The sequence below is a fragment of the Peribacillus sp. NJ11 genome, from assembly GCF_030348405.1.
In the GTDB taxonomy this organism is placed as follows: domain Bacteria; phylum Bacillota; class Bacilli; order Bacillales; family DSM-1321; genus Peribacillus.
The window spans coordinates 690,891-710,915 of sequence record NZ_JAUCFO010000001.1; the positions used below are offsets into that span (position 1 = coordinate 690,891).

Annotated in this window: 17 protein-coding genes; 1 reads left to right on the top strand and 16 read right to left on the bottom strand. The window is 42.8% G+C overall.

Translation table 11 applies throughout. The features are described from left to right. Positions 1 to 39 precede the first annotated feature (39 nt). From QUF86_RS03445 to QUF86_RS03475, 7 genes are all read right to left on the bottom strand, one after another. Positions 40 to 1,209, bottom strand: a complete 1,170-nt coding sequence (locus QUF86_RS03445; protein ID WP_289318227.1) for a CamS family sex pheromone protein — start codon at positions 1,207 to 1,209, stop codon at positions 40 to 42. A gap of 11 nt (positions 1,210 to 1,220) precedes the next feature. Further along, complete coding sequence (ligA, locus tag QUF86_RS03450) at positions 1,221 to 3,227, bottom strand: NAD-dependent DNA ligase LigA (protein WP_289333629.1); 2,007 nt, start codon at positions 3,225 to 3,227, stop codon at positions 1,221 to 1,223. A 103-nt stretch (positions 3,228 to 3,330) separates the two neighbouring features. Next, positions 3,331 to 5,577 carry a DNA helicase PcrA gene (gene pcrA / locus QUF86_RS03455; RefSeq protein ID WP_289318229.1) on the bottom strand — a complete coding sequence of 749 codons (2,247 nt, stop codon included), beginning with the start codon at positions 5,575 to 5,577 and terminating at the stop codon, positions 3,331 to 3,333. 61 nt (positions 5,578 to 5,638) lie between these two features. Further along, positions 5,639 to 6,322, bottom strand: coding sequence for a heptaprenylglyceryl phosphate synthase (gene pcrB / locus QUF86_RS03460; RefSeq protein ID WP_289318230.1), 684 nt, complete (start codon positions 6,320 to 6,322; stop codon positions 5,639 to 5,641). 231 nt (positions 6,323 to 6,553) lie between these two features. Continuing rightward, the gene (locus QUF86_RS03465; protein WP_034306094.1) at positions 6,554 to 6,868 is read right to left on the bottom strand and encodes a YerC/YecD family TrpR-related protein; all 315 of its coding nucleotides are present in this window, start codon (positions 6,866 to 6,868) and stop codon (positions 6,554 to 6,556) included. A 26-nt stretch (positions 6,869 to 6,894) separates the two neighbouring features. After that, a complete protein-coding gene (locus QUF86_RS03470; RefSeq protein WP_289333630.1) occupies positions 6,895 to 7,932 on the bottom strand; it encodes a DUF3048 domain-containing protein in 1,038 nt (345 codons plus the stop codon). Positions 7,933 to 7,975: 43 nt separating this feature from the next. Beyond that, a complete protein-coding gene (locus QUF86_RS03475) occupies positions 7,976 to 9,721 on the bottom strand; it encodes an adenine deaminase C-terminal domain-containing protein (protein ID WP_289333631.1) in 1,746 nt (581 codons plus the stop codon). Between the two features lie 146 nt (positions 9,722 to 9,867). Here QUF86_RS03475 and QUF86_RS03480 point away from each other — a divergent pair, with 146 nt between their 5' ends. Then, complete coding sequence (locus QUF86_RS03480) at positions 9,868 to 10,134, top strand: YgaP-like transmembrane domain (RefSeq protein ID WP_289333632.1); 267 nt, start codon at positions 9,868 to 9,870, stop codon at positions 10,132 to 10,134. Between the two features lie 49 nt (positions 10,135 to 10,183). On the opposite strand, the gene purD is transcribed toward QUF86_RS03480, so the two are convergent. From purD to purC, 9 genes are read right to left on the bottom strand one after another with little or no spacing between them, the layout of a single operon-like run. Continuing rightward, on the bottom strand, positions 10,184 to 11,458 hold the full coding sequence (gene purD / locus QUF86_RS03485; RefSeq protein ID WP_289318234.1) for a phosphoribosylamine--glycine ligase: 1,275 nt from the start codon (positions 11,456 to 11,458) through the stop codon (positions 10,184 to 10,186). Between the two features lie 18 nt (positions 11,459 to 11,476). Then, the gene (gene purH / locus QUF86_RS03490; protein WP_289333633.1) at positions 11,477 to 13,012 is read right to left on the bottom strand and encodes a bifunctional phosphoribosylaminoimidazolecarboxamide formyltransferase/IMP cyclohydrolase; all 1,536 of its coding nucleotides are present in this window, start codon (positions 13,010 to 13,012) and stop codon (positions 11,477 to 11,479) included. Positions 13,013 to 13,030: 18 nt separating this feature from the next. Then, on the bottom strand, positions 13,031 to 13,606 hold the full coding sequence (gene purN / locus QUF86_RS03495; protein WP_289323480.1) for a phosphoribosylglycinamide formyltransferase: 576 nt from the start codon (positions 13,604 to 13,606) through the stop codon (positions 13,031 to 13,033). Further along, the gene (purM, locus tag QUF86_RS03500; protein WP_289318237.1) at positions 13,606 to 14,631 is read right to left on the bottom strand and encodes a phosphoribosylformylglycinamidine cyclo-ligase; all 1,026 of its coding nucleotides are present in this window, start codon (positions 14,629 to 14,631) and stop codon (positions 13,606 to 13,608) included. The genes purN and purM overlap by 1 nt, the downstream gene beginning before the upstream one ends. A 42-nt stretch (positions 14,632 to 14,673) precedes the next feature. Next, on the bottom strand, positions 14,674 to 16,089 hold the full coding sequence (gene purF, locus QUF86_RS03505; RefSeq protein WP_289318238.1) for an amidophosphoribosyltransferase: 1,416 nt from the start codon (positions 16,087 to 16,089) through the stop codon (positions 14,674 to 14,676). Beyond that, positions 16,074 to 18,296, bottom strand: a complete 2,223-nt coding sequence (purL, locus tag QUF86_RS03510) for a phosphoribosylformylglycinamidine synthase subunit PurL (protein WP_289333634.1) — start codon at positions 18,294 to 18,296, stop codon at positions 16,074 to 16,076. Before purL ends, purF begins: the two co-directional genes overlap by 16 nt. Beyond that, positions 18,280 to 18,966 carry a phosphoribosylformylglycinamidine synthase subunit PurQ gene (purQ, locus tag QUF86_RS03515; protein WP_289323477.1) on the bottom strand — a complete coding sequence of 229 codons (687 nt, stop codon included), beginning with the start codon at positions 18,964 to 18,966 and terminating at the stop codon, positions 18,280 to 18,282. The genes purL and purQ overlap by 17 nt, the downstream gene beginning before the upstream one ends. Further along, on the bottom strand, positions 18,963 to 19,217 hold the full coding sequence (purS, locus tag QUF86_RS03520) for a phosphoribosylformylglycinamidine synthase subunit PurS (RefSeq protein WP_289318241.1): 255 nt from the start codon (positions 19,215 to 19,217) through the stop codon (positions 18,963 to 18,965). Before purS ends, purQ begins: the two co-directional genes overlap by 4 nt. Further along, the gene (gene purC, locus QUF86_RS03525; protein WP_289318242.1) at positions 19,210 to 19,929 is read right to left on the bottom strand and encodes a phosphoribosylaminoimidazolesuccinocarboxamide synthase; all 720 of its coding nucleotides are present in this window, start codon (positions 19,927 to 19,929) and stop codon (positions 19,210 to 19,212) included. The genes purS and purC overlap by 8 nt, the downstream gene beginning before the upstream one ends. Positions 19,930 to 20,025 lie beyond the last annotated feature (96 nt).

Below are 20,025 nucleotides of genomic sequence, written 5' to 3' on the forward strand. Positions count from 1 at the left end.
GTCCCAAAAAAAGATGAAGCCGTTAAGCTCCATCTTTTTTCATTCATATATATGCACGGTAGGTTCGTCCTGATTTGCTTCTCGGACAATGAGAGCTTCAGGTCCATTTACAGAGGTAATGGATACTTGTACGGCAATATAGTTAGGGAAACGCTCCATTACAAGCCCAGCAACATATTGGGTAAAGCCAATCGCTTCCGAGTTCCCATAAAATTGAATGGGGATATCGATGTTCAGACTTTGTAATTGATCATCCATATAGAACGCCCTGCCAATGACTCCGTTAAAGTTAGGGAAAAATTCTTCGACATCTTCTTTAAAGTTCGTGAAAGTATTGACGTCATCACGGTATTTTTTTTCAGCACCAGCAGAAGGAAATAGGAAATACTCTTCGTCCAAGTTCGTCCACTTTCCAATATTGTCAGAGTTTTTATCAATATTCGTATAGGAAATGAAATTCCCAGGAACTACTGAGGATTTTTCATTTTGCTCGAATAAGGCAATCGTAATCGGAACATTTTTCAGTTTGTCCATTTTACGCAGCCTCTTTAAGACTTCTGCAGCAATTTTCTCCCCTTCTTGCTTTAACTTTTTACTATCGATTTTCTTTTCATAGGTGGCACCGTATGCCTCTTTTTGATAGTAATGCACTGAATTCAACGCAAGACCTATTACAACCCCGCCTAGGCTCACTGAATTATCTTTTGTTTTGACTAAGTAATTATGTTCTAAAATATGAGCAAGATAGATTGGATTTTCTTCATTCCGCTTATCAATGTCACCTTTACCTGGATCAACCGGATTCAAGCCAACATTGTCTGAAGCTTTCATCTTCTTTTCTTTCAACTGACTATTGGTATATTTTCTGTTCAGCCAGGAAGATATTTTGGAACTATCAAGCGTTTGCCCCTCTTGAAATAGGTATTCTTCCGGGTCGAATTGGGTTTGGGCCAACCGCATCAATCCATTTTCGAATTCTTCAATATCATATCGGGTATTTAGATTAGATACGACCAAACCGCGTGCTTTTGATGGTTCAAACGGTAGGATCGTTTGATAATATTCTTCCGAAATTTTGTACTTCGGAATAATTGCCGTCTCTTTTTTGTCTTTGGAGTCTTGAACTACCTCTTGCTTATCCTCAAAACTAGGCGCACAACCAGCAAGAAGCAGTATAAGAATCATCCCCAAAATAGAGTGTTTCCTCATAGCTACACCTCTTATTTTTTTAGTTCCTCAATCAGTCTCTCTTCATCCCATACCATGACGCCCAGGCTTTCCGCTTTTTCCAGTTTGGAACCGGCATCTTCGCCAGCTACGACCAAATCGGTTTTCTTGCTGACACTTCCAGCAACGTTAGCTCCCAGCGCCTCTAATTTTTCTTTTGCTTCATTACGTGTTAGCTGATGCAATTTACCCGTTAAAACGACTGTTTTACCGGCAAAAACGGAATCGATTTCTTCAATGGAAACAGCCCTTGGCCCTTTAAAAGTAAGATTCACACCGGCTGCCTCCAACTCATTCAGTAACGCATGAACTTCTTCCAATTCAAAATAAGCTACGATGGAATCCGCCATCTTTTCCCCTATTTCATTAATGGACGTTAGTTCTTCACGGCTCGCCTCGCTTAAGGCTTCCATTGTCCCGAACTCCCGCGCAAGTGTTTTGGCGGCTTTCGAACCGACATGGCGAATGCCTAGCCCGAATAGTAATTTTTCCAATGAATTGGTTTTCGAAGCTTCGATTGCTTGAAGGAGTTTATTGACTGATTTATCCCCCATCCTTTCCAATGCAATCAGTTGATCGTATGTAAGCTTATAAATATCAGCCACATCTTGTATGAGTTCTTCTTTAAACAACAAGCTAATCACTTTTTCACCGAGACTGTCTATGTTCATTGCTGTCCGGGATACAAAATGAATCAAGCCTTCCCGTATTTGTGCAGGACACTTCGGGTTGATGCACCGTAAGGCAACCTCCCCGTCCAGCCGAACGAGTTCGCTGCTGCATTCCGGGCACTCAGTCGGCATCTGAAACTCGACTTCTTCCCCTGTACGGCGCTCTGCCAGTACATTGACCACCTCTGGAATGATATCGCCCGCTTTTTTCACGACCACTTGATCTCCGATCCTTATGTCTTTTTCACGGATTAAGTCTTCGTTATGAAGTGAAGCTCGCTGCACAGTCGTACCAGCTACACGAACGGGATCCAAAACGGCAGTTGGGGTCAATACACCCGTACGGCCAACATTCAGCTCGATATCCCGTAGGGTTGTAATGACTTCTTCAGCCGGGAATTTATAAGCAATTGCCCAACGCGGACTTTTTGCGGTAAAACCTAATTCATCCTGCTGTTCAAGGGAATCCACCTTTACTACAATCCCATCAATATCATAGGCTAAGTTCGGACGTTGTTCCGTCCATTCTACTATATAGGCTAGTACTTCCTCTATATTCGAGCATGTTTTTCTTTCCCGGTTCGTCTTAAAGCCAAGTCTATCCAACAAATCCAGACCCTCACTGTGGGAGCGGACCCCGGTTTCTCCTACATCGGCAATCGCATAAAGGAAAATATCCAAGTTCCGTTTAGCAGCAAGTTTCGGGTCAAGCTGCCTTAACGAGCCAGCAGCTGCATTCCGTGGGTTTGCAAATGGTTCCTCCCCACGTTCTTCCTTAGCCTCATTCAAAGATTCAAATGATTTTTTTGGCATGAATGCCTCACCGCGTACTTCTATCGCAACCGGCTCCCGCACCTTCAATGGAATCGACTTGATCGTTTTCAGGTTAGCTGTAATATCTTCACCGATCGTTCCATCTCCACGGGTTGCCCCTCGTACGAAATATCCATTCTCATATTGAAGTGTGACGGCTAGTCCATCAATTTTCAATTCACATACATAGGAGAAATCGTCACCAACAGATTGTCTGACCTTTCTGTCGAAATCCCGTAAGTCACTTTCATTGAAAGCATTGCCTAAACTAAGCATCGGCGTGGTATGCTCCACTTTTTCAAACATATCCAAAATGGCCCCACCGACCCGTTGTGTCGGAGAGTCAGCCGTTTGCAGCTCCGGGAATTTTTCCTCATACTCAATAAGTTCACGGAGTAGCCGATCATATTCAGCATCAGGTACTGATGGCTGGTCCATCACATAATATTCATAGCTGTATTGGTTCAATAAAGTTTGCAGTTCTAGAACTTTCTTCTCTGCAGCTTGTAAGTCCATACGTTCAATCCTTTCTAAAGAAGACTCCACCGCACTTCTTATAGAAGAGCGGTGTCTAAAGTCAGATATCCCTATTCTTTACCAGTAGAAGCATATTAATAGCTTAAGCTTTTTCAACCGGTGCAAATTTCGCCAGTAGGCGCTTGATGCCGATTGGACTTGGAAAAGCAATATCCAATTCCTTCCCTTCGCCTTCCCCTTTTACGCTCACCACGGTTCCTATCCCCCATTTTTTATGGGATGCACGGTCACCGACAGCCCAGCCAATCTCTTCACCGCCCGTTGCGGATGGTGCAGAAACAGCTCTTCCAAAGGCAGGAACTTTTCTTGTGGAAGCTGTTGAAGGAGATCCAGTTCTCGAAGAACTGAAAGGTGTTTGCCTAGCTCTAGGAGCCGGTTTCGGTTTTAGATCTTCAAGAAGCTCCTCTGGTATTTCACTGATGAACCGTGAAACTGGGTTCATACTCGTCCGTCCATACAATGTCCGCATTTGGGCATTGCTTATGAATAGCTCATTTTCAGCCCTTGTAATTCCCACATAAGCCAGACGGCGTTCTTCTTCCATCTCCTCTTCATCCATGAGCGAGCGGCTGTGAGGGAAAACCCCTTCTTCAAGGCCCAATAAAAAGACCACCGGATATTCCAGTCCCTTCGCGGAATGCAGCGTCATCAACGTTACCGTATTTGTAGCTTCTTCGGAATTCTCATCAAGTTGGTCTATATCGGCAACCAACGCCAGGTCAGTTAAAAAACCAACCAATGACTTGTCCTCGCTGTTACTTTCGAATGCCTTCGTTACAGATAAAAACTCATCTATATTTTCAAGCCTGCTTTGTGATTCAATCGTTTTTTCTGCCTGCAGCATCTCACGGTAACCGGTTTTCTTAATGACTTCCTCCACCAGTTCCGTCACGGATAGGTACTCCTGCTGATTTGTATAGTTAGTGATCAGCGTATGGAATTCCCTTGCCGCTTTGGTAGCCTTACCGCTTATCCCTACCATTTCCACGGATTCAAGTGCTTTATAAATGGAAACATCATATTGATCTGCATAATCTGCCACTTTGTCCATTGAAGTTGCGCCAATTCCGCGTTTTGGTACATTGATTACACGGCGAAGGCTGATGTCATCATCAGGATTCGCAATAAGGCGCAGATAGGCAAGTAAATCCTTAATCTCTTTACGGTCATAGAACTTAGTGCCCCCGACTATTGCGTAGTTTATATTGGATTTAAGCAGAACTTCCTCCATGACACGTGATTGTGCATTTGTTCTATACAGAATTGCTATATCGGAATATTTCCTGCTGCCGGCCTGGGCTAACTCATTTATCTTTCCGGCTACAAATTGCGCTTCCCCTTGTTCATTGTCTGCACGGTAATAGAATATCTTATTACCATCTGCATTCTCGGTCCAAAGATTTTTCGGCTTTCGGTTTTGATTGTTATCGATGACCTTATTCGCCGCTTCTAGAATCTTTTTCGTCGAGCGGTAATTCTGTTCAAGGAAAATCATGTTGGCATTCGGGTAATCTTTTTCAAATGAAAGGATATTCGCAATATCCGCACCGCGCCAGCGATAGATCGATTGATCGGAATCCCCGACAACACAAAGATTACGGAAGCGTGAAGCCAGTAGTTTAACAAGCATATATTGAGCCCTGTTCGTATCTTGGTACTCATCGACATGAATGTATTGAAATTTGCGCTGGTAGTATTCAAGCACTTCCGGTACCAGTTGGAACAATTGAATCGTCATCATGATCAAATCATCGAAATCGAGCGCTGAATTTTTCCGTAACCGCTTTTGGTATTCCGTATAAACATCGGCAGTTACTTTAGTGAAGTAATCAGACGCCGTCTTCAGGTACTCTTCCGGCCCGACCAATTCATTTTTAGCTGAACTGATGCTACCCAAAATGGCACGGTAATCATATTTCTTCGTATCCATATTGCGATCTTTCATAATTTGTTTAATGACCGATTGCTGATCAGTCGTATCCAATATCGAGAAGTTCCTATTAAAACCGATACGATCGATATCCCTTCGTAAAATGCGGACACACATCGAGTGGAAAGTCGAAATCCAGATATCTTCGGACGCACCGCCAAGTATGGCACGGATCCTCTCCTTCATTTCACGTGCAGCTTTGTTGGTGAACGTGATTGCAAGGATATTCCAAGGTGCTATTTCCTTCTCGACCATCAAGTAAGCTATTCGGTGAGTCAGCACACGCGTCTTTCCACTTCCTGCCCCAGCCATGATTAAAAGTGGACCATCAGTTGATTTAACTGCTTTTTGTTGCTGTTCATTCAAACCTATTAGTAATTTTTCCGCTAAATATTGCATTATCACACCACCTATACGAACATTCGTTTCTGTTTTAGTATACTATATTTATTCCAAGTTTTCATTTAACTGCCGTAACTGTTGCTAGTGCCACTTTCAAATCTTCATAAATTACATTTCCGACAACGATAACATCCGCAATCTTAGACATCTCTTTGGCCTGTTCAACCGATTTAATCCCACCGCCATAGAATAATACTGTATTCTCCAGACTCTCTTTGGCCGCTTCCACCATCTGAACATCGCCATAATCACCGCTGTATTCCAGATAAAAAATCGGCAGGTTGAACATCTTTTCCGCCATCATCGCGTATGCTCCCACATCATCCATATCCAAATCGGTATTGGCTTTCGTCAATTGGGCCGCCTTGCACTCAGGATTCAGGATACAGTACCCTTCAACGAAAATTTCATCCCAATTCAAAAGGTATCCGTATTCTTTGACTGCTTGCTGATGCAGTTTCATCATCCAATCCGGGTTGGTGCTATTCAGGACACTCGGAATGAAATATAAATCAAACCCTGGCGTCACCGTTTCAACTGAAGAAATCTCCATTACACATGGGACGGTATATCGTCTGACCCGTGCCATTAAATGAAGCACATTCTCAAGCGTGATTCCATCCGTTCCCCCGACCATGATTGCATCAGTACCCGATTCACAGACTTTTTCAAGGGCTTCATCACTTATTTCTTTATTTGGATCGAGTTTGAAAACATGTTTCCACTCGCGAAAATCGTACATATTAATCCTCCATTCACACTTCCCATTAACCATTATAGCATTAAGATTTTTCATTAAAAATGAGAAGTATTGATAAAATGTTTACCAAATGGAACCCCCTGAATCTAAAATCCAATATAACATGGATATGGCTGAAAGACCGCCGACAAAGAAAGCGCTAAACTCAAAATAAAAAGCCGGGAAATGAATTCCTCGGCTTTTTCTAATTCACCATATAAAAAATCTAAAGCATTAAGATTCAGTTGTTTCCTCAACGTTATCCTTAATCCGGTTAAGAGCCATTGAATAAGCGTCATTTCCGTAATTCAAGCAGCGTTTCACCCTGGAAATCGTAGCCGTACTTGCACCCGTTTCCGTTTCGATTTTATGATAGGTCTTACCTTCTTCAAGCATCCGGGCTACTTCAAGACGCTGTGCTAATGATGAAATTTCATTAACTGTGCATAAATCATCAAAAAATCGATAGCATTCGTCCAAATCACGCAAGGAAAGGATCGACTTAAACAGCTGATCCGTTTCTTTTCCCCTTAACTTATCAATTTGCATGTTACTCCCCCTCAATTTCATGGGTATCAAAATGTGACGTCTCCTACTAAACCAGGTTCATTCGGAATAATATTGACCCAAGTTTTCCCTGGAATCAACCCTACTTCTTTATCGTTTTTCACTGGTGTAATCCGACCATCCTTATTAACCCATTCTACTTCATTCGCTTTTCCTTTTTGAAGTAAATAACCTTTTCCACCACTTTTCAAGTCGATTGTACGACGTCCTTTTTCGTCAATCACTTGATGAGTGGCCTCAATGATCAATATATTATCCAGTAAAATCGGTTTATTCGATTTATGTTCGACTGTTTGCTCACCATTCGAATAACGTTTATATTTCTCTTCCGTGGCTTCGTATTCATACTTTACATCATACTCGTCTGATCCGTAGGATATCTCGGTTTTCACTGCCGGTTCCCCTTGAAGGCCAGCCGCCTCTTCCTTTGTAAGGAAAGCATAAGGCTCCGGTGCACCATTCATCTCAAAGCCCTTATCCTTCGCGCCTTTTTGGATATCCTCAAAAGAGATGTAGGAATTATGCGGTGCTTTTCGATCTGCCGAACGTTGAAACAAAGTACCATCATAATATAATCCGTTCAAGTTATCAATATACCCTTTGTCCAGCATGGTCTTTGCCTCGGGGCTATACCCATGACACACATAGATGCAATCCATGCCTTTAGCCAATTCGATATAATAGTCCCTTGCACTCCGAATCGGACCAATTTGGCTTGGCATTTCACTTTGGAAGATAGCTAAAAATCTGGTTATGTCACCTTCTGCGAGCATTTCATAGACAATATCGGCTTCTGAGAGGCCCGATTGCGGGCGTGCTTTTGGATGATTATTAATCATCACTGCTGCGGCCCTTTGCTCACTGACTTCTTCGGTGGCTATACCTGTAAGTGGAAACTCATTGGAAGGTTCATTTTTCACATCTGTATTTTTGATGACAGCCTGATCTTTCGGTTTACTGTCATCCAATGCAGGATCCTCTTTCGTCGAACAGCCTGCCAGCAGTAAAATAGAAATAACGATGAAAAGAATTCTCTTAAAATTCATCTTTCCACTCCTCTGATTTATTAGCCATTTCTTCTCTTATATTTTAACGCATTATAGTGGGAAAGAGTATAGTTTTATTCATAACATCATACACTCCCCGCTGGGTCAGCCTTATATATGGCAGATGGGTTGTCGAAAAGAATGAAAGGGTATACACAGGATCGGCGAAGCGATAACCTCTGTCACGCAGCAAATTTTTCAATTCATTTTCCTCTTCTATCAGTTCAGGAACCTCCTTGGTGGACATGACCCCCTTTAATTTCAGAGGAAGTTCATGGATCACCTTTCCGTGTTCCGTTAAAATGATTCCACCGCCAATCTCCTTCAGCCGGTTAAATGCCAAATGCATATCCTGTTTCCTTTTACCAATCAGTATGATATCACCGGTATTGGTATAAGAGCCGGCAAAGCCACACAACTTATCCGCAAACCCTTTTAATATCGTATTGATGCGCCATTTACCTTCCCGATCGATAAGCATGAAAAAGCATTCATCATCCTCAAAGTTCAGCTCTTCATGCCCAACATCATTGGAAAGGGAGTAAGGTTTAGTAATTACATTATTGACCAATTCAATTCCAAACGGCATGGAAAATTCAAAATCTTCCTTTAAACTAAGATCCCAGTCAAGATCAAGTGGTTTAAAATCGAAATCACTCCATTCGATTTCCTGTGAATCGGGTATGATTTCACCATCCCTTTTCACCCATTTCCCTTTTGCCATTACCGACACCGGTGAGGGTTCCTTTACATCGGTCAGGAAGTTAATGTTCGCTACCCTTCCAGTGGCAATATTGCCATGAAGGTATTCAATATTATAATAGCGTGCGATGTTTATAGTTGCCATATTGTAAGCATCGATGACCGGAACGCCATGCTCTATCGCTATTTTGATCAAGCAGTCTATGAAACCACCTTCATAAAAGGACGGCGGCGAACCATCTGTCGTATAAAAGAATTTGTCATAATGATCGATGCCCAGTTCATGGATTTCCTGTATCATCTTTGGAAGATCCGGCCGGATCGAAGAATGTCTTAGCGAGACATAATAGCCCTGTAACAAGCGCGACATGACTTCATCACCTGTCATTGCCTCATGATCACAATCGGCTCCGAACAGTGTCATCTTTGCTAAAGTCTTCTCTGAAGCACCTGGAAAGTGTCCTTCAATTTTCTTCCTCATTCGCTTTGCTTCCTGAATCCAGTGCAGCATCATGTCATCCCCATCGAGAAGCTTCGGCCATCCAGTTAGTTCCCCACCCTGTAATACGGCATCATGCTCCAGCCAGGATTTTACGGCCCCATGCGAAAATACCATATCTTCATCAATCAACTCCGTTTGTCCGTCAAAACGGCTCCACCAATACATTGTTACAGGAATGTTACGTAATTCTTTCAAAAGAGAAAACGCTTTCTTTTTATCTAACTGCAATAGAAACGGCAAGTTATCATTGATCAATGTCGTTGTGCCAAAATGAGATGCATAACGTGAAAAAGAAAGGGGATTATATAATTGAGAAGGATGTGAATGCGGCTCAATATAACCCGGGACTAAGTACTGGTTTGTGCAGTCAACCATTTCACAGCGGTCTATATTATCAGGAAGCTTTTCGCCAACATATACGATGCGATCATCATATATCCATATATTCGCTTTCACCCATTTTCGTAAAGCCTGATTTAAATATGTCGTATTTTTAAGCAGAATGTGTGGTGCCCTATTGCCATCCAGCACATCTATATGTTCTCTTAGATGTTTATTTTTCCATCTATAGCGCTGTTCAAGCATAAACATTCCCCCATAATTTTATAGAAACAGATGTATGAAAAAAACCATTTTCAATCCAATTTTATTTCATAGTAACATACTTGCCTCATTAGAACAGTAATGTTATCCAGAATATTGTTAAATTTTTGTGAAGGGATGGACTTAATATGAATTTTAAACAAAATATCAGTATAATAAATGCCTTAATGCGAATTACCTGTGGTTTTACCTTTCTAACATGGGCAATGGCTAAAATGGTAAAAAAACCCTGGAAAAACCAATCTTATATAATAGTGGTCATGCTTTCTGCCATGAAAATTGGCGAAGGCATTCTCCGCTATTGTCCTGTCGTCGATGCAATGGAAAACGGGCAAAGCTTTATGAAAAACGAATCAAAACAGGAAAATGAATCCAGACAATCTGATTCATATTAAGTTTTTTCTAAAGAAGAAGCTGACTCCGCTTAGAGTCAGCTTCTTTATATTATGATGAAAAATTGTATTTTATTGCACGGTATCCAATATCCGTTCGCCAGAATAATCCATCTTTCTCAATATGCCCTAACTCTTTATATACTTCAGCTTGGGCAGAGGCCAAATCTTTCCCTTTTGCAGCAACCAGAAGTACACGTCCGCCATTCGAGATGAAATTCCCCTCACTATTGAGAGCCGTTCCAGCGTGATAAACATGGGCATCCGGATCAATCTTTTCCAAGCCTTTAATGATGGAACCCTTTTTATAATCCCCTGGATATCCATCAGCTGCGACGACCACTCCAAGAACGGCTTCTTCATGCCACTCAAGTTGTAAATCCTCTCCAGAAAGAACCGCTTCAAGCGTATCTACGAAATCTGTTTTCAGGCGTGGTAAAACAACTTGCGTTTCCGGATCGCCAAAACGTGCATTGAACTCAATTACTTTCGTACCTTTTTCAGTAGCGATCAACCCGGCATATAATATCCCTGTAAAACGCCGATTTTCCGAAATCATCGCATTTACTGTAGGCTGAAGAATTGTTTCGACTGCGGTCTGAATCATTTCATCGGAAATTTGCGGTACCGGTGAATATGCACCCATTCCACCTGTGTTCGGGCCCTGATCTCCATCAAAAACCCGCTTGTGATCTTGAGCTATGACCATCGGATACACTTTTTCCCCATTCACGAATGCCATCAATGAAAATTCCTCGCCATCGAGAAATTCCTCAATAACGACTTTGGCAGAAGCTTCGCCGAACTTTGCTCCGACTAGCATGTCATGGATGGCATCTAACGCCTCTTCCATCGTCATCGCAACTACGACACCTTTTCCTGCAGCCAATCCATCCGCTTTTATGACGATGGGGGCACCCATTTTTTCAATATATGCCTTTGCTGAATCATAATCAGAAAAAGTTTCGTATTCCGCTGTCGGAATGCTGTAGTTCTTCATTAAATCTTTAGCAAAGGATTTACTTCCCTCAATGACTGCAGCACGGCCATTAGGGCCAAACACCTGTAAGCCTGCCTCCGTAAAGTCATCAGCAAGTCCATTCAACAATGGGGTTTCGGGCCCAATCACCGTTAATGAAACTGCATTCTTCTTGGCAAAGGCAACCAATTCCTCATGATTGTTTTCATCAATTGGAACAAGAGTCGCAACATCGATCATTCCTGGATTTCCCGGTGCTGCAAAAACTGTCCCCACCCGTTTACTTTCAAATAGTTTGCGGGCAATGGCATGCTCCCTGCCGCCCCGGCCAATTACTAGTACATTCATTATCGCACCTCATTTTGATTAATGTTTAAAGTGACGAATTCCTGTAAATACCATCGCAATTCCATATTCATCAGCTTTCTTGATTGAATCCTGATCTTTTACAGATCCACCAGGCTGAATGATTGCCGTGACGCCCGCTTTCGCTGCCGCTTCTACGGTATCATCCATTGGGAAGAAGGCATCTGATGCCAACGCACTTCCTGTCGCTCTTTCCCCAGCTTGTTCCAGAGCAATTTTTGCAGCTCCCACACGGTTCATCTGCCCCGCGCCAACACCTAATGTCATTTGACCGTTACTTACCACTATTGCATTCGACTTAACATGCTTCACGATTTTCCAGCCAAGTTCCAAGGCTTTCCACTCTTCAGGAGTAGGCTCACGTTTCGTTGCCACTTTTACCTCTGCATCCTTTAAGCTATGTGCATCCCGATCTTGAATAAGTAATCCGCCTTCAATGGAAGTCAATTTACGTTCAGGTTTTTTAACCGCGTCGAAATCGATCGTTAATAAACGAAGGTTTTTCTTGCTTGTTAATACTTCCACTGCCTCATCCGTAAACCCAGGAGCAATGATGATTTCAAGGAAAATTTCATGAAGCCTTTCCGCAGTCGCCTTATCAACTTCACGGTTCAAAGCAATGATTCCGCCAAAAATGGAAGTGGCATCTGCCTCATAAGCTTTTTCATATGCTTCTAAAATGGTCGCCCCGACACCGACGCCGCAAGGATTCATATGTTTGACAGCTACAGCAGCCGGCTCATTGAATTCTTTAACGATTTGAAGTGCTGCATCAGCGTCATTAATGTTGTTGTATGAAAGTTCTTTTCCATGTAATTGCTTCGCTTCAGCAATTGAGAAGACGGAACCAAGCGGTTTTTTATAGAATGCTGCTTTTTGATGTGGATTTTCCCCATAACGAAGCGACTGTTTCAATTCATAGGTAACAGTCAATGATTCAGGGTTTTCTTCATCGGCAAGCTCTGTCATATACTCCGAAATAACAGCATCATATGCTGCTGTATGGCGGAAGACTTTTGCAGCCAGGCGGCGATTCGTGGTTTTAGATACTCCGCCGTTTTGTTTCAGCTCAGCCAATACGGTAGGATAATCTTCGGAATCAACGATAACAGTTACATATGCGTGGTTTTTAGCAGAAGAACGAAGCATAGTCGGTCCACCGATATCGATGTTTTCAATAGCATCTTCCACAGTGACTTCCGGTTTGGAAATAGTGGCTTGGAAAGGATATAGGTTTACACAGACAAGTTGAATGGGTTCAATATTATGCTCTGCAAGCTGTGCTGCGTGATCCTTGTCATCATGTTTTGCCAACACTGCTCCATGGACATTTGGGTGAAGCGTTTTAACACGTCCATCCAATATTTCCGGGAAACCGGTGACATCACTGATTCCAATTACATCAACGCCATTATCCTGCAGCGTTTTTTTGGTACCGCCTGTAGAAATAATTTCAAAACCTGCCTCAATTAAACCTTGAGCAAATTCTACGATCCCTGTTTTATCCGATACACTGATTAAAGCACGTTTCTTCATGTTATGTTGGTCCCTCCATTAAGTAAGTTTCTTGTGGCATAGCTCCTGCAAAACTGGCGGATACATGTCATGCTCCATTTCCTGAATCCTTTTTTGAAGGATGTCTTTCGTATCCCCCTCAAGAATTGGCACTGCCTTTTGGGCAATGATCGGTCCTGTGTCCATTCCATCATCAACAAAATGAATCGTTACCCCCGTTACCTTCACTCCTGCATCAAAAGCCTGGCCAATTGCATCCTTGCCTGGAAAACTAGGCAAAAGTGAAGGGTGGATGTTCACAATCCTCTGTGAAAACTTTTGTAATAATGTCGGACCAATCAAACGCATATAACCAGCCAGAATGATAAATTCTATCTCGTGCTGGCGAAGTTTCTCCAGGATTTCCGATTCATACTCAGTCTTGTTAGAGTAATTCTTAGCTGAAAAGGAGAAAGACTCAATATTCTCAAGATTAGCTCTCTCAAGCACATATGCGTCTTCACGATCGCAAACGACAAGACAGATTTCCGCCTCCAACTTTCCACTTTTTATTGCGTCAGCAATCGATTGGAAATTACTACCGTTACCTGATGCAAAGACAGCAAGGCGCTTCATTATTTAAACGACACTCCATTTCCATCCACAATCGTTCCAATAACCGATGCTTCTTCACCGCAAGACCGTAGATGGGATAGTACATCGGATGCCACTTCTTTTTTCACGACAGCAGTCATTCCAATACCCATATTGAAAATATTGAACATTTCCTCTTTTACAAGGTTCCCTTTTTCTTCAAGGAATGAGAATATAGATGGAATTTCCCAGCTTCCAAGCTCGATCTCAACACCGCATCCTTCAGGTAGAATACGCGGTATATTTTCGATGAACCCGCCACCCGTGATATGTGCAAGACCATTAACATCAAATTTTTCCAATGTCGATAAAACGGACTTCACATAGATTTTTGTCGGTTTTAATAATTCCTCGCCCAACTTGCAATCCAATTCCGGTACGAAGTCATGAAGCCCCATACCTGAGTCTTCAAGAAGGATTTTACGAACAAGTGAATATCCATTACTGTGGATGCCGCTCGAAGCAAGTCCAATAACGACATCACCCGCCGAGATTGCCTCACCCGTAATTAGACGGGATTTTTCAACTGCACCAACAGTAAAACCTGCCACATCGTATTCTTCCGTTTCGTACATGCCTGGCATTTCAGCCGTTTCTCCACCGATTAAAGCGCAGCCCGCTTGCTCACAGCCATCTGCAATTCCTTTGACGATCATTTCAATTCGTTCTGGATCTGCTTTACCGCAGGCAATATAATCTAAAAAGTATAAAGGTGCAGCACCTTGAACGACAACATCATTGACGCACATAGCTACACAATCCACTCCAATTGTATCGTGCTTATCCATCATGATTGCCAACAATAGTTTCGTACCCACTCCATCCGTACCTGAAATGAGCACAGGTTCTTTAAGGTTCAAGGAAGATAAATCAAACATGCCCCCGAAACCGCCCAGACCATTCATTACTTCTGGACGAAATGTGCGTTTTACATGTTTTTTCATTCGATTTACCGCTTCATAACCAGCCTCAATATCAACACCAGCCTGCTTATATGCATTAGCCATTTGAAATCCTCCTCCGAAAATCAATCATCATTGCCGACTTGATTAACATTTTGTTTTTTCTCGTTCGTGCTCAAAAATTTCAGTCGGATAATTTCCGGTGAAACAAGCTAGACATGAACCGCGCGTTTCTCCAGGAAACGGTCGTCCAATTGCTTCGACCATACCTTCGACGCTTAAAAAAGTTAAGGAATCAGCTTCAATGATTTCTCTTATTTCCTCCACCGATTTAGAGCTAGCAATCAGTTCTTCCTTTTTAGACGTGTCTATGCCATAAAAACATGGATTCTTGATCGGTGGTGAGCTGATTACAACATGCACTTCTTTGGCTCCAGCATCTTTTAACATGCGGACAATCCTTCTGCTTGTTGTCCCACGGACGATTGAATCATCAACCATTATGACCCGCTTACCTTCCACGACCCCTCTTACAGGTGAAAGTTTCATCTTCACGCCTTGTTCACGCAGACTCTGTGATGGCTGAATGAACGTCCGTCCAACATACCTATTTTTTATCAAGCCCATTTCATAGGGAATGCCGGCCGCTTCAGCATAGCCTATCGCTGCCGAAATGCTGGAATCGGGTACACCTGTAACTACATCCGCTTCAATTTTGGTTTCCAGTGCCATTTGCTTGCCAAGGTTTTTTCTTGCCGTATGAACATTGATTCCATCAATGTTGCTATCCGGACGGGAGAAATACACATATTCCATCGTGCACATTGCCTGTTGACTGGAAAGCGAGAAGTACTCGGATGTGATTCCCTCATCATTAATGACAACGAGTTCACCCGGCTCAATATCGCGGATGAATTCTGCACCTACAATATCAAGGGCACATGTTTCTGATGCGGCGAAATATGCATCGCCTATTTTCCCCAAGGAAAGTGGACGGAAGCCATGCGGATCCCTTGCCATGATCATTTGGTTTTCTGTCATGATGACAAAGGCGTAAGCTCCCTTCAGCATGCTTAAACTGTTCTTCACGGAATCTCTGACATCCGAGTAGCCGGACCGTTTAATAAGATGGGCCAGAACTTCCGTATCCGATGTCGTTTGAAAAATGCTTCCCTGTCCTTCAAGCTGTGCTTTTAACTGATGGGCGTTGACTATATTCCCATTATGAGCAAGCGCCAGCCCTCCTGTATGTGAATTGAACAAGAAAGGCTGAACATTTTGATACCCGCCGCCGCCTGCCGTTGTATAACGGACATGGCCGATTGCAGCTTTTCCAGAACCGGAAAGTGACTGCATTTTTTCGGCCGTGAATATCTCTGTGACTAGACCTTCACCCTTGGAGATGGACATCTGCTCACCGTCAGTAACGACGATGCCAGCTCCCTCTTGACCACGATGTTGTAAGCTATGCAAACCGTAGTAAGCCAGCTGTGCTGCATCGGGATGTCCCCAGACTCCAACAACACCACACTCTTCGTTTAGGCTTCTTATTTCAGCAAGCATGGTATGGCTCCCTTCCAAGCTGTTTGTAAATCTTCAACGTCCGCTTCCAATACTTTGCTATCACTGTCTGTTGCCACGAATAATTTATTATCTCCCGTTACTGAGCCAATGCATTTCGCATCTTCAACTAGCGCTTCGAATGCCGTTTTGTTTTCAGGCTTGATGGATAGTAGGAATCGAGATTGCGTTTCACTGAATAATTCCGATACCGGTTCGCCGGCTATATTCACTTTTGCCCCAAGCTTGCTAGCCCCGAATAAAGATTCAGCTAAAGCCACTGCCAAACCGCCTTCCGAAAGGTCATGGGCTGATGCAACAAGTCCTTTTTGGATTGCAGTGAGGATTTGCTGCTGACGTTTTTGTTCAACGGCCAAATCAAGTTCCGGTGCGCGTCCGAAGATTTTACCTTCGAGCATTTTTTGTAATTCACTGCCTCCAAATTCAACTTTCGCTTCGCCTACCACATAAATCAAATCGGCTTCATTTTTAAACGTTTGTGTAGTGATGTGCTGAAGGTCATTGATAAGACCCACCATCCCAACCACCGGTGTCGGATAAATCGCTTCACCGTTCGTTTCATTGTATAGCGAGACATTTCCACCAATTACAGGAGTGCTTAAGCTTCTGCATGCTTCACTCATACCGTCTGCCGCTTTTTCCAATTGCCAAAATATTTCAGGTTTTTCCGGATTCCCAAAATTCAAGCAATCCGTAATCGCTAAAGGTTCCGCACCCGAGCAAATAATGTTACGGGCTGCTTCAGCGACTGCGATTTTACCTCCCGTTTCCGGATCTAAATAAATAAAGCGGGAGTTGCAATCCGTCGTCATGGCAAGGGCCTTATTTGTGCCCCGGACACGTACCACCGCCGCATCAGATCCAGGTGAGACGACTGTATTCGTACGGACCATGTAATCATATTGGTCGTAGACCCATTCCTTACTCGAAATCGTCGGTTGCTTCAATAGTGATACCAGTGTTTCTTTATAATCTTCAATGACTGGCACTTCAGCCGTCATGCTTTGGAAATCGCGGAAATATTGCGGTTCTGCAGATGGCTTATGATAAATCGGAGCTTCTTCAGCCAATGCATCAACCGGAACCTCTGCAACGATTTCACCTTGATGCGATAATGTTAGGTTTTTGTCATCCGTTACTACACCAACGGAAACAGCCTCTAAATCATATTTCGTAAACAAGTCAACGATTTCTTGTTCACGTCCTTTAGTGACAACGATCAGCATCCGTTCTTGTGATTCAGAAAGCATCATTTCATAAGCAGTCATTCCAGTTTCACGCTGCGGTACCAAATCAAGGTTCATTTTAATGCCTGAGCCCGCTTTACTTGCCATCTCGGCAGATGAGCTTGTAAGACCCGCTGCTCCCATATCCTGAATGCCAACAAGGGCATCATTTTGAATCAATTCAAGGCATGCTTCCAAAAGCAGTTTCTCCATGAATGGATCTCCCACTTGGACGGCAGGTCGTTTTTCTTCTGAAGACTCTGACAGCTCTTCAGATGCAAATGTTGCTCCATGAATACCATCGCGTCCTGTTTTGGCTCCCACATACATGACTGTGTTACCTACTCCATGAGCCTGGCCTTTTTTAATGTCTTTATGATCGATCAAGCCGACACACATCGCATTTACCAGAGGGTTCCCTTCATAAGAAGGGTCGAATTGAATTTCGCCTCCGACAGTCGGTATTCCGATACAATTGCCGTATCCAGCAATCCCAGCAACCACTTCTTTAAATAAATATTTAACGCGATCATTGTCTAACTCACCAAAACGAAGCGAATTCAGCATCGCAATCGGACGAGCACCCATGGAAAAGACATCACGGATAATTCCTCCGACACCAGTAGCGGCACCTTGGTAAGGTTCGATAGCAGATGGGTGGTTATGACTTTCTATTTTAAAAACGACAGCCTGATCGTCACCGATATCAACGATACCAGCTCCTTCACCAGGACCTTGAAGAACTTTCTCCCCAGTTATCGGGAATTTTTTTAAGATGGGTTTTGAATTTTTGTAGGAACAATGCTCTGACCACATTACAGAAAACAATCCAGTTTCCGTATAATTAGGCAGTCTGCCTAAGATTTTCTCAACCATTGCAAATTCTTCATCGGACAGTCCCATACTTGCGTACAATCGCTCCGATTTAATTTTTTCCGGACTTGGTTCAAGCTGTAATAACATGTGATTCCCTCCAGTTTTTTACGATGGATTGAAAAATCTTTAAGCCGTCTTTACTGCCAAGCAGTGAATCAACAGCACGTTCGGGATGAGGCATCATACCGAGGACATTTCCTTGTTCATTTGTAATTCCCGCTATTTGTTCCAAGCTTCCGTTTGGATTTTCACCATCATAAGTGAATAAGATGCGGTTATTTCGTTTTAATTCAGCCAATGTTTCATTATCACAGTAATAATTCCCTTCACCATGGGCAACCGGGATCGTAATCGTTTCATTTACTTCATAACCTGTCGTGAACATCGATTGATTATTTTCAACCTTTAATCCTACATTGCGGCAAATGAATTTCAAGCCTTCATTACGGCGCATCGCTCCAGGTAAAAGTCCTGCTTCAAGTAAAATCTGAAAACCATTGCATACACCCAAAACAGGCTTTCCTGCTTGTGCAGCTTTTACAACTTCGGCCATTACATTCGAAAATCGGGCAATCGCTCCAGAGCGTAAATAGTCTCCATAAGAGAAACCTCCAGGAAGGAGAATTCCATCATACTGATCTAGATTGTCTGTGGAATGCCAAACATACTCCACTTCTTCCCCTAGTGCATCCTTGATCGCATGGTACATATCGACATCACAATTGGAACCAGGGAAAACTATGACAGCAAATTTCATTTGGTGATAACCTCCTCAACATCATAACGGTAAGCTTCAATTACCGTATTGGCCAATAGTTTTTCACACATTTCCTTCACAAGTTGATCTAAATCACGATCCGTATCCTTAATTGTAAGTTCAATGTATTTCCCCACTCGAACATCACTAACTTCGTTATAAGTCAAACTATGAAGTGATTGTTGCACTGCTGCTCCCTGTGGATCTAGTACACTTTCGCGTAGTGTGATATATACTTTAACCTTATACATGTTGAGTGCCCTCCAACTTTGCTAGTATTTTTTCGTAAGCATCTGTTAAACTGCCTAAATCACGGCGGAATACATCTTTGTCTAACTTTTCGTTCGTGTTAATATCCCATAATCGGCAGGTATCAGGTGAAATTTCATCTGCCAGCAGAATGTCTCCATTCGGGGTCTTACCGAACTCTAATTTGAAATCAATCAATTTAATGTCCAATTCTTTAAAGAAGGAAGTTAAGACGATACTGATTTCTTGTGCCTTTTCTTTTAAAATGGCTACATCTTCCTTGCTTGCAAGTTCCAATTCTTCAATATGGTCTTCCGTTAACAGAGGATCGCCGAGCTCGTCGTCTTTATAGTAAAACTCAATCAGCGTTTTCTTGAGCGGCTGGCCTTCTTCAATGCCAGTTCTTTTAGAAAAACTGCCGGCAGCCGTATTTCTGACAACGACTTCAAGTGGGATGATAGATACCTTCTTGACTAACTGCTCCCGGTCGGAAAGCATTTCAATAAAATGGGAAGGGATATTTTCTTGGGCAAGCTTTGAAAATAGTAAGCTAGTAATTTGATTATTCAACTTACCTTTTCCGGCAATCTCTGATTTCTTCTCACCATTAAACGCTGTTGCCGAATCCTTGTATTCCACCCATACTATTTCACTGTTGTCCGTTGCAAAAATCTGTTTCGCTTTTCCTTCATACAACAATTCTCGTTTTTCCATCTGTCCAGACCCCCACATTGTGAATATTACGAATCTTCCTGCCATTGATCAGGCTTGGCAAACATATCACCTTTTAGAGGTGCCATGTTTGCCGCC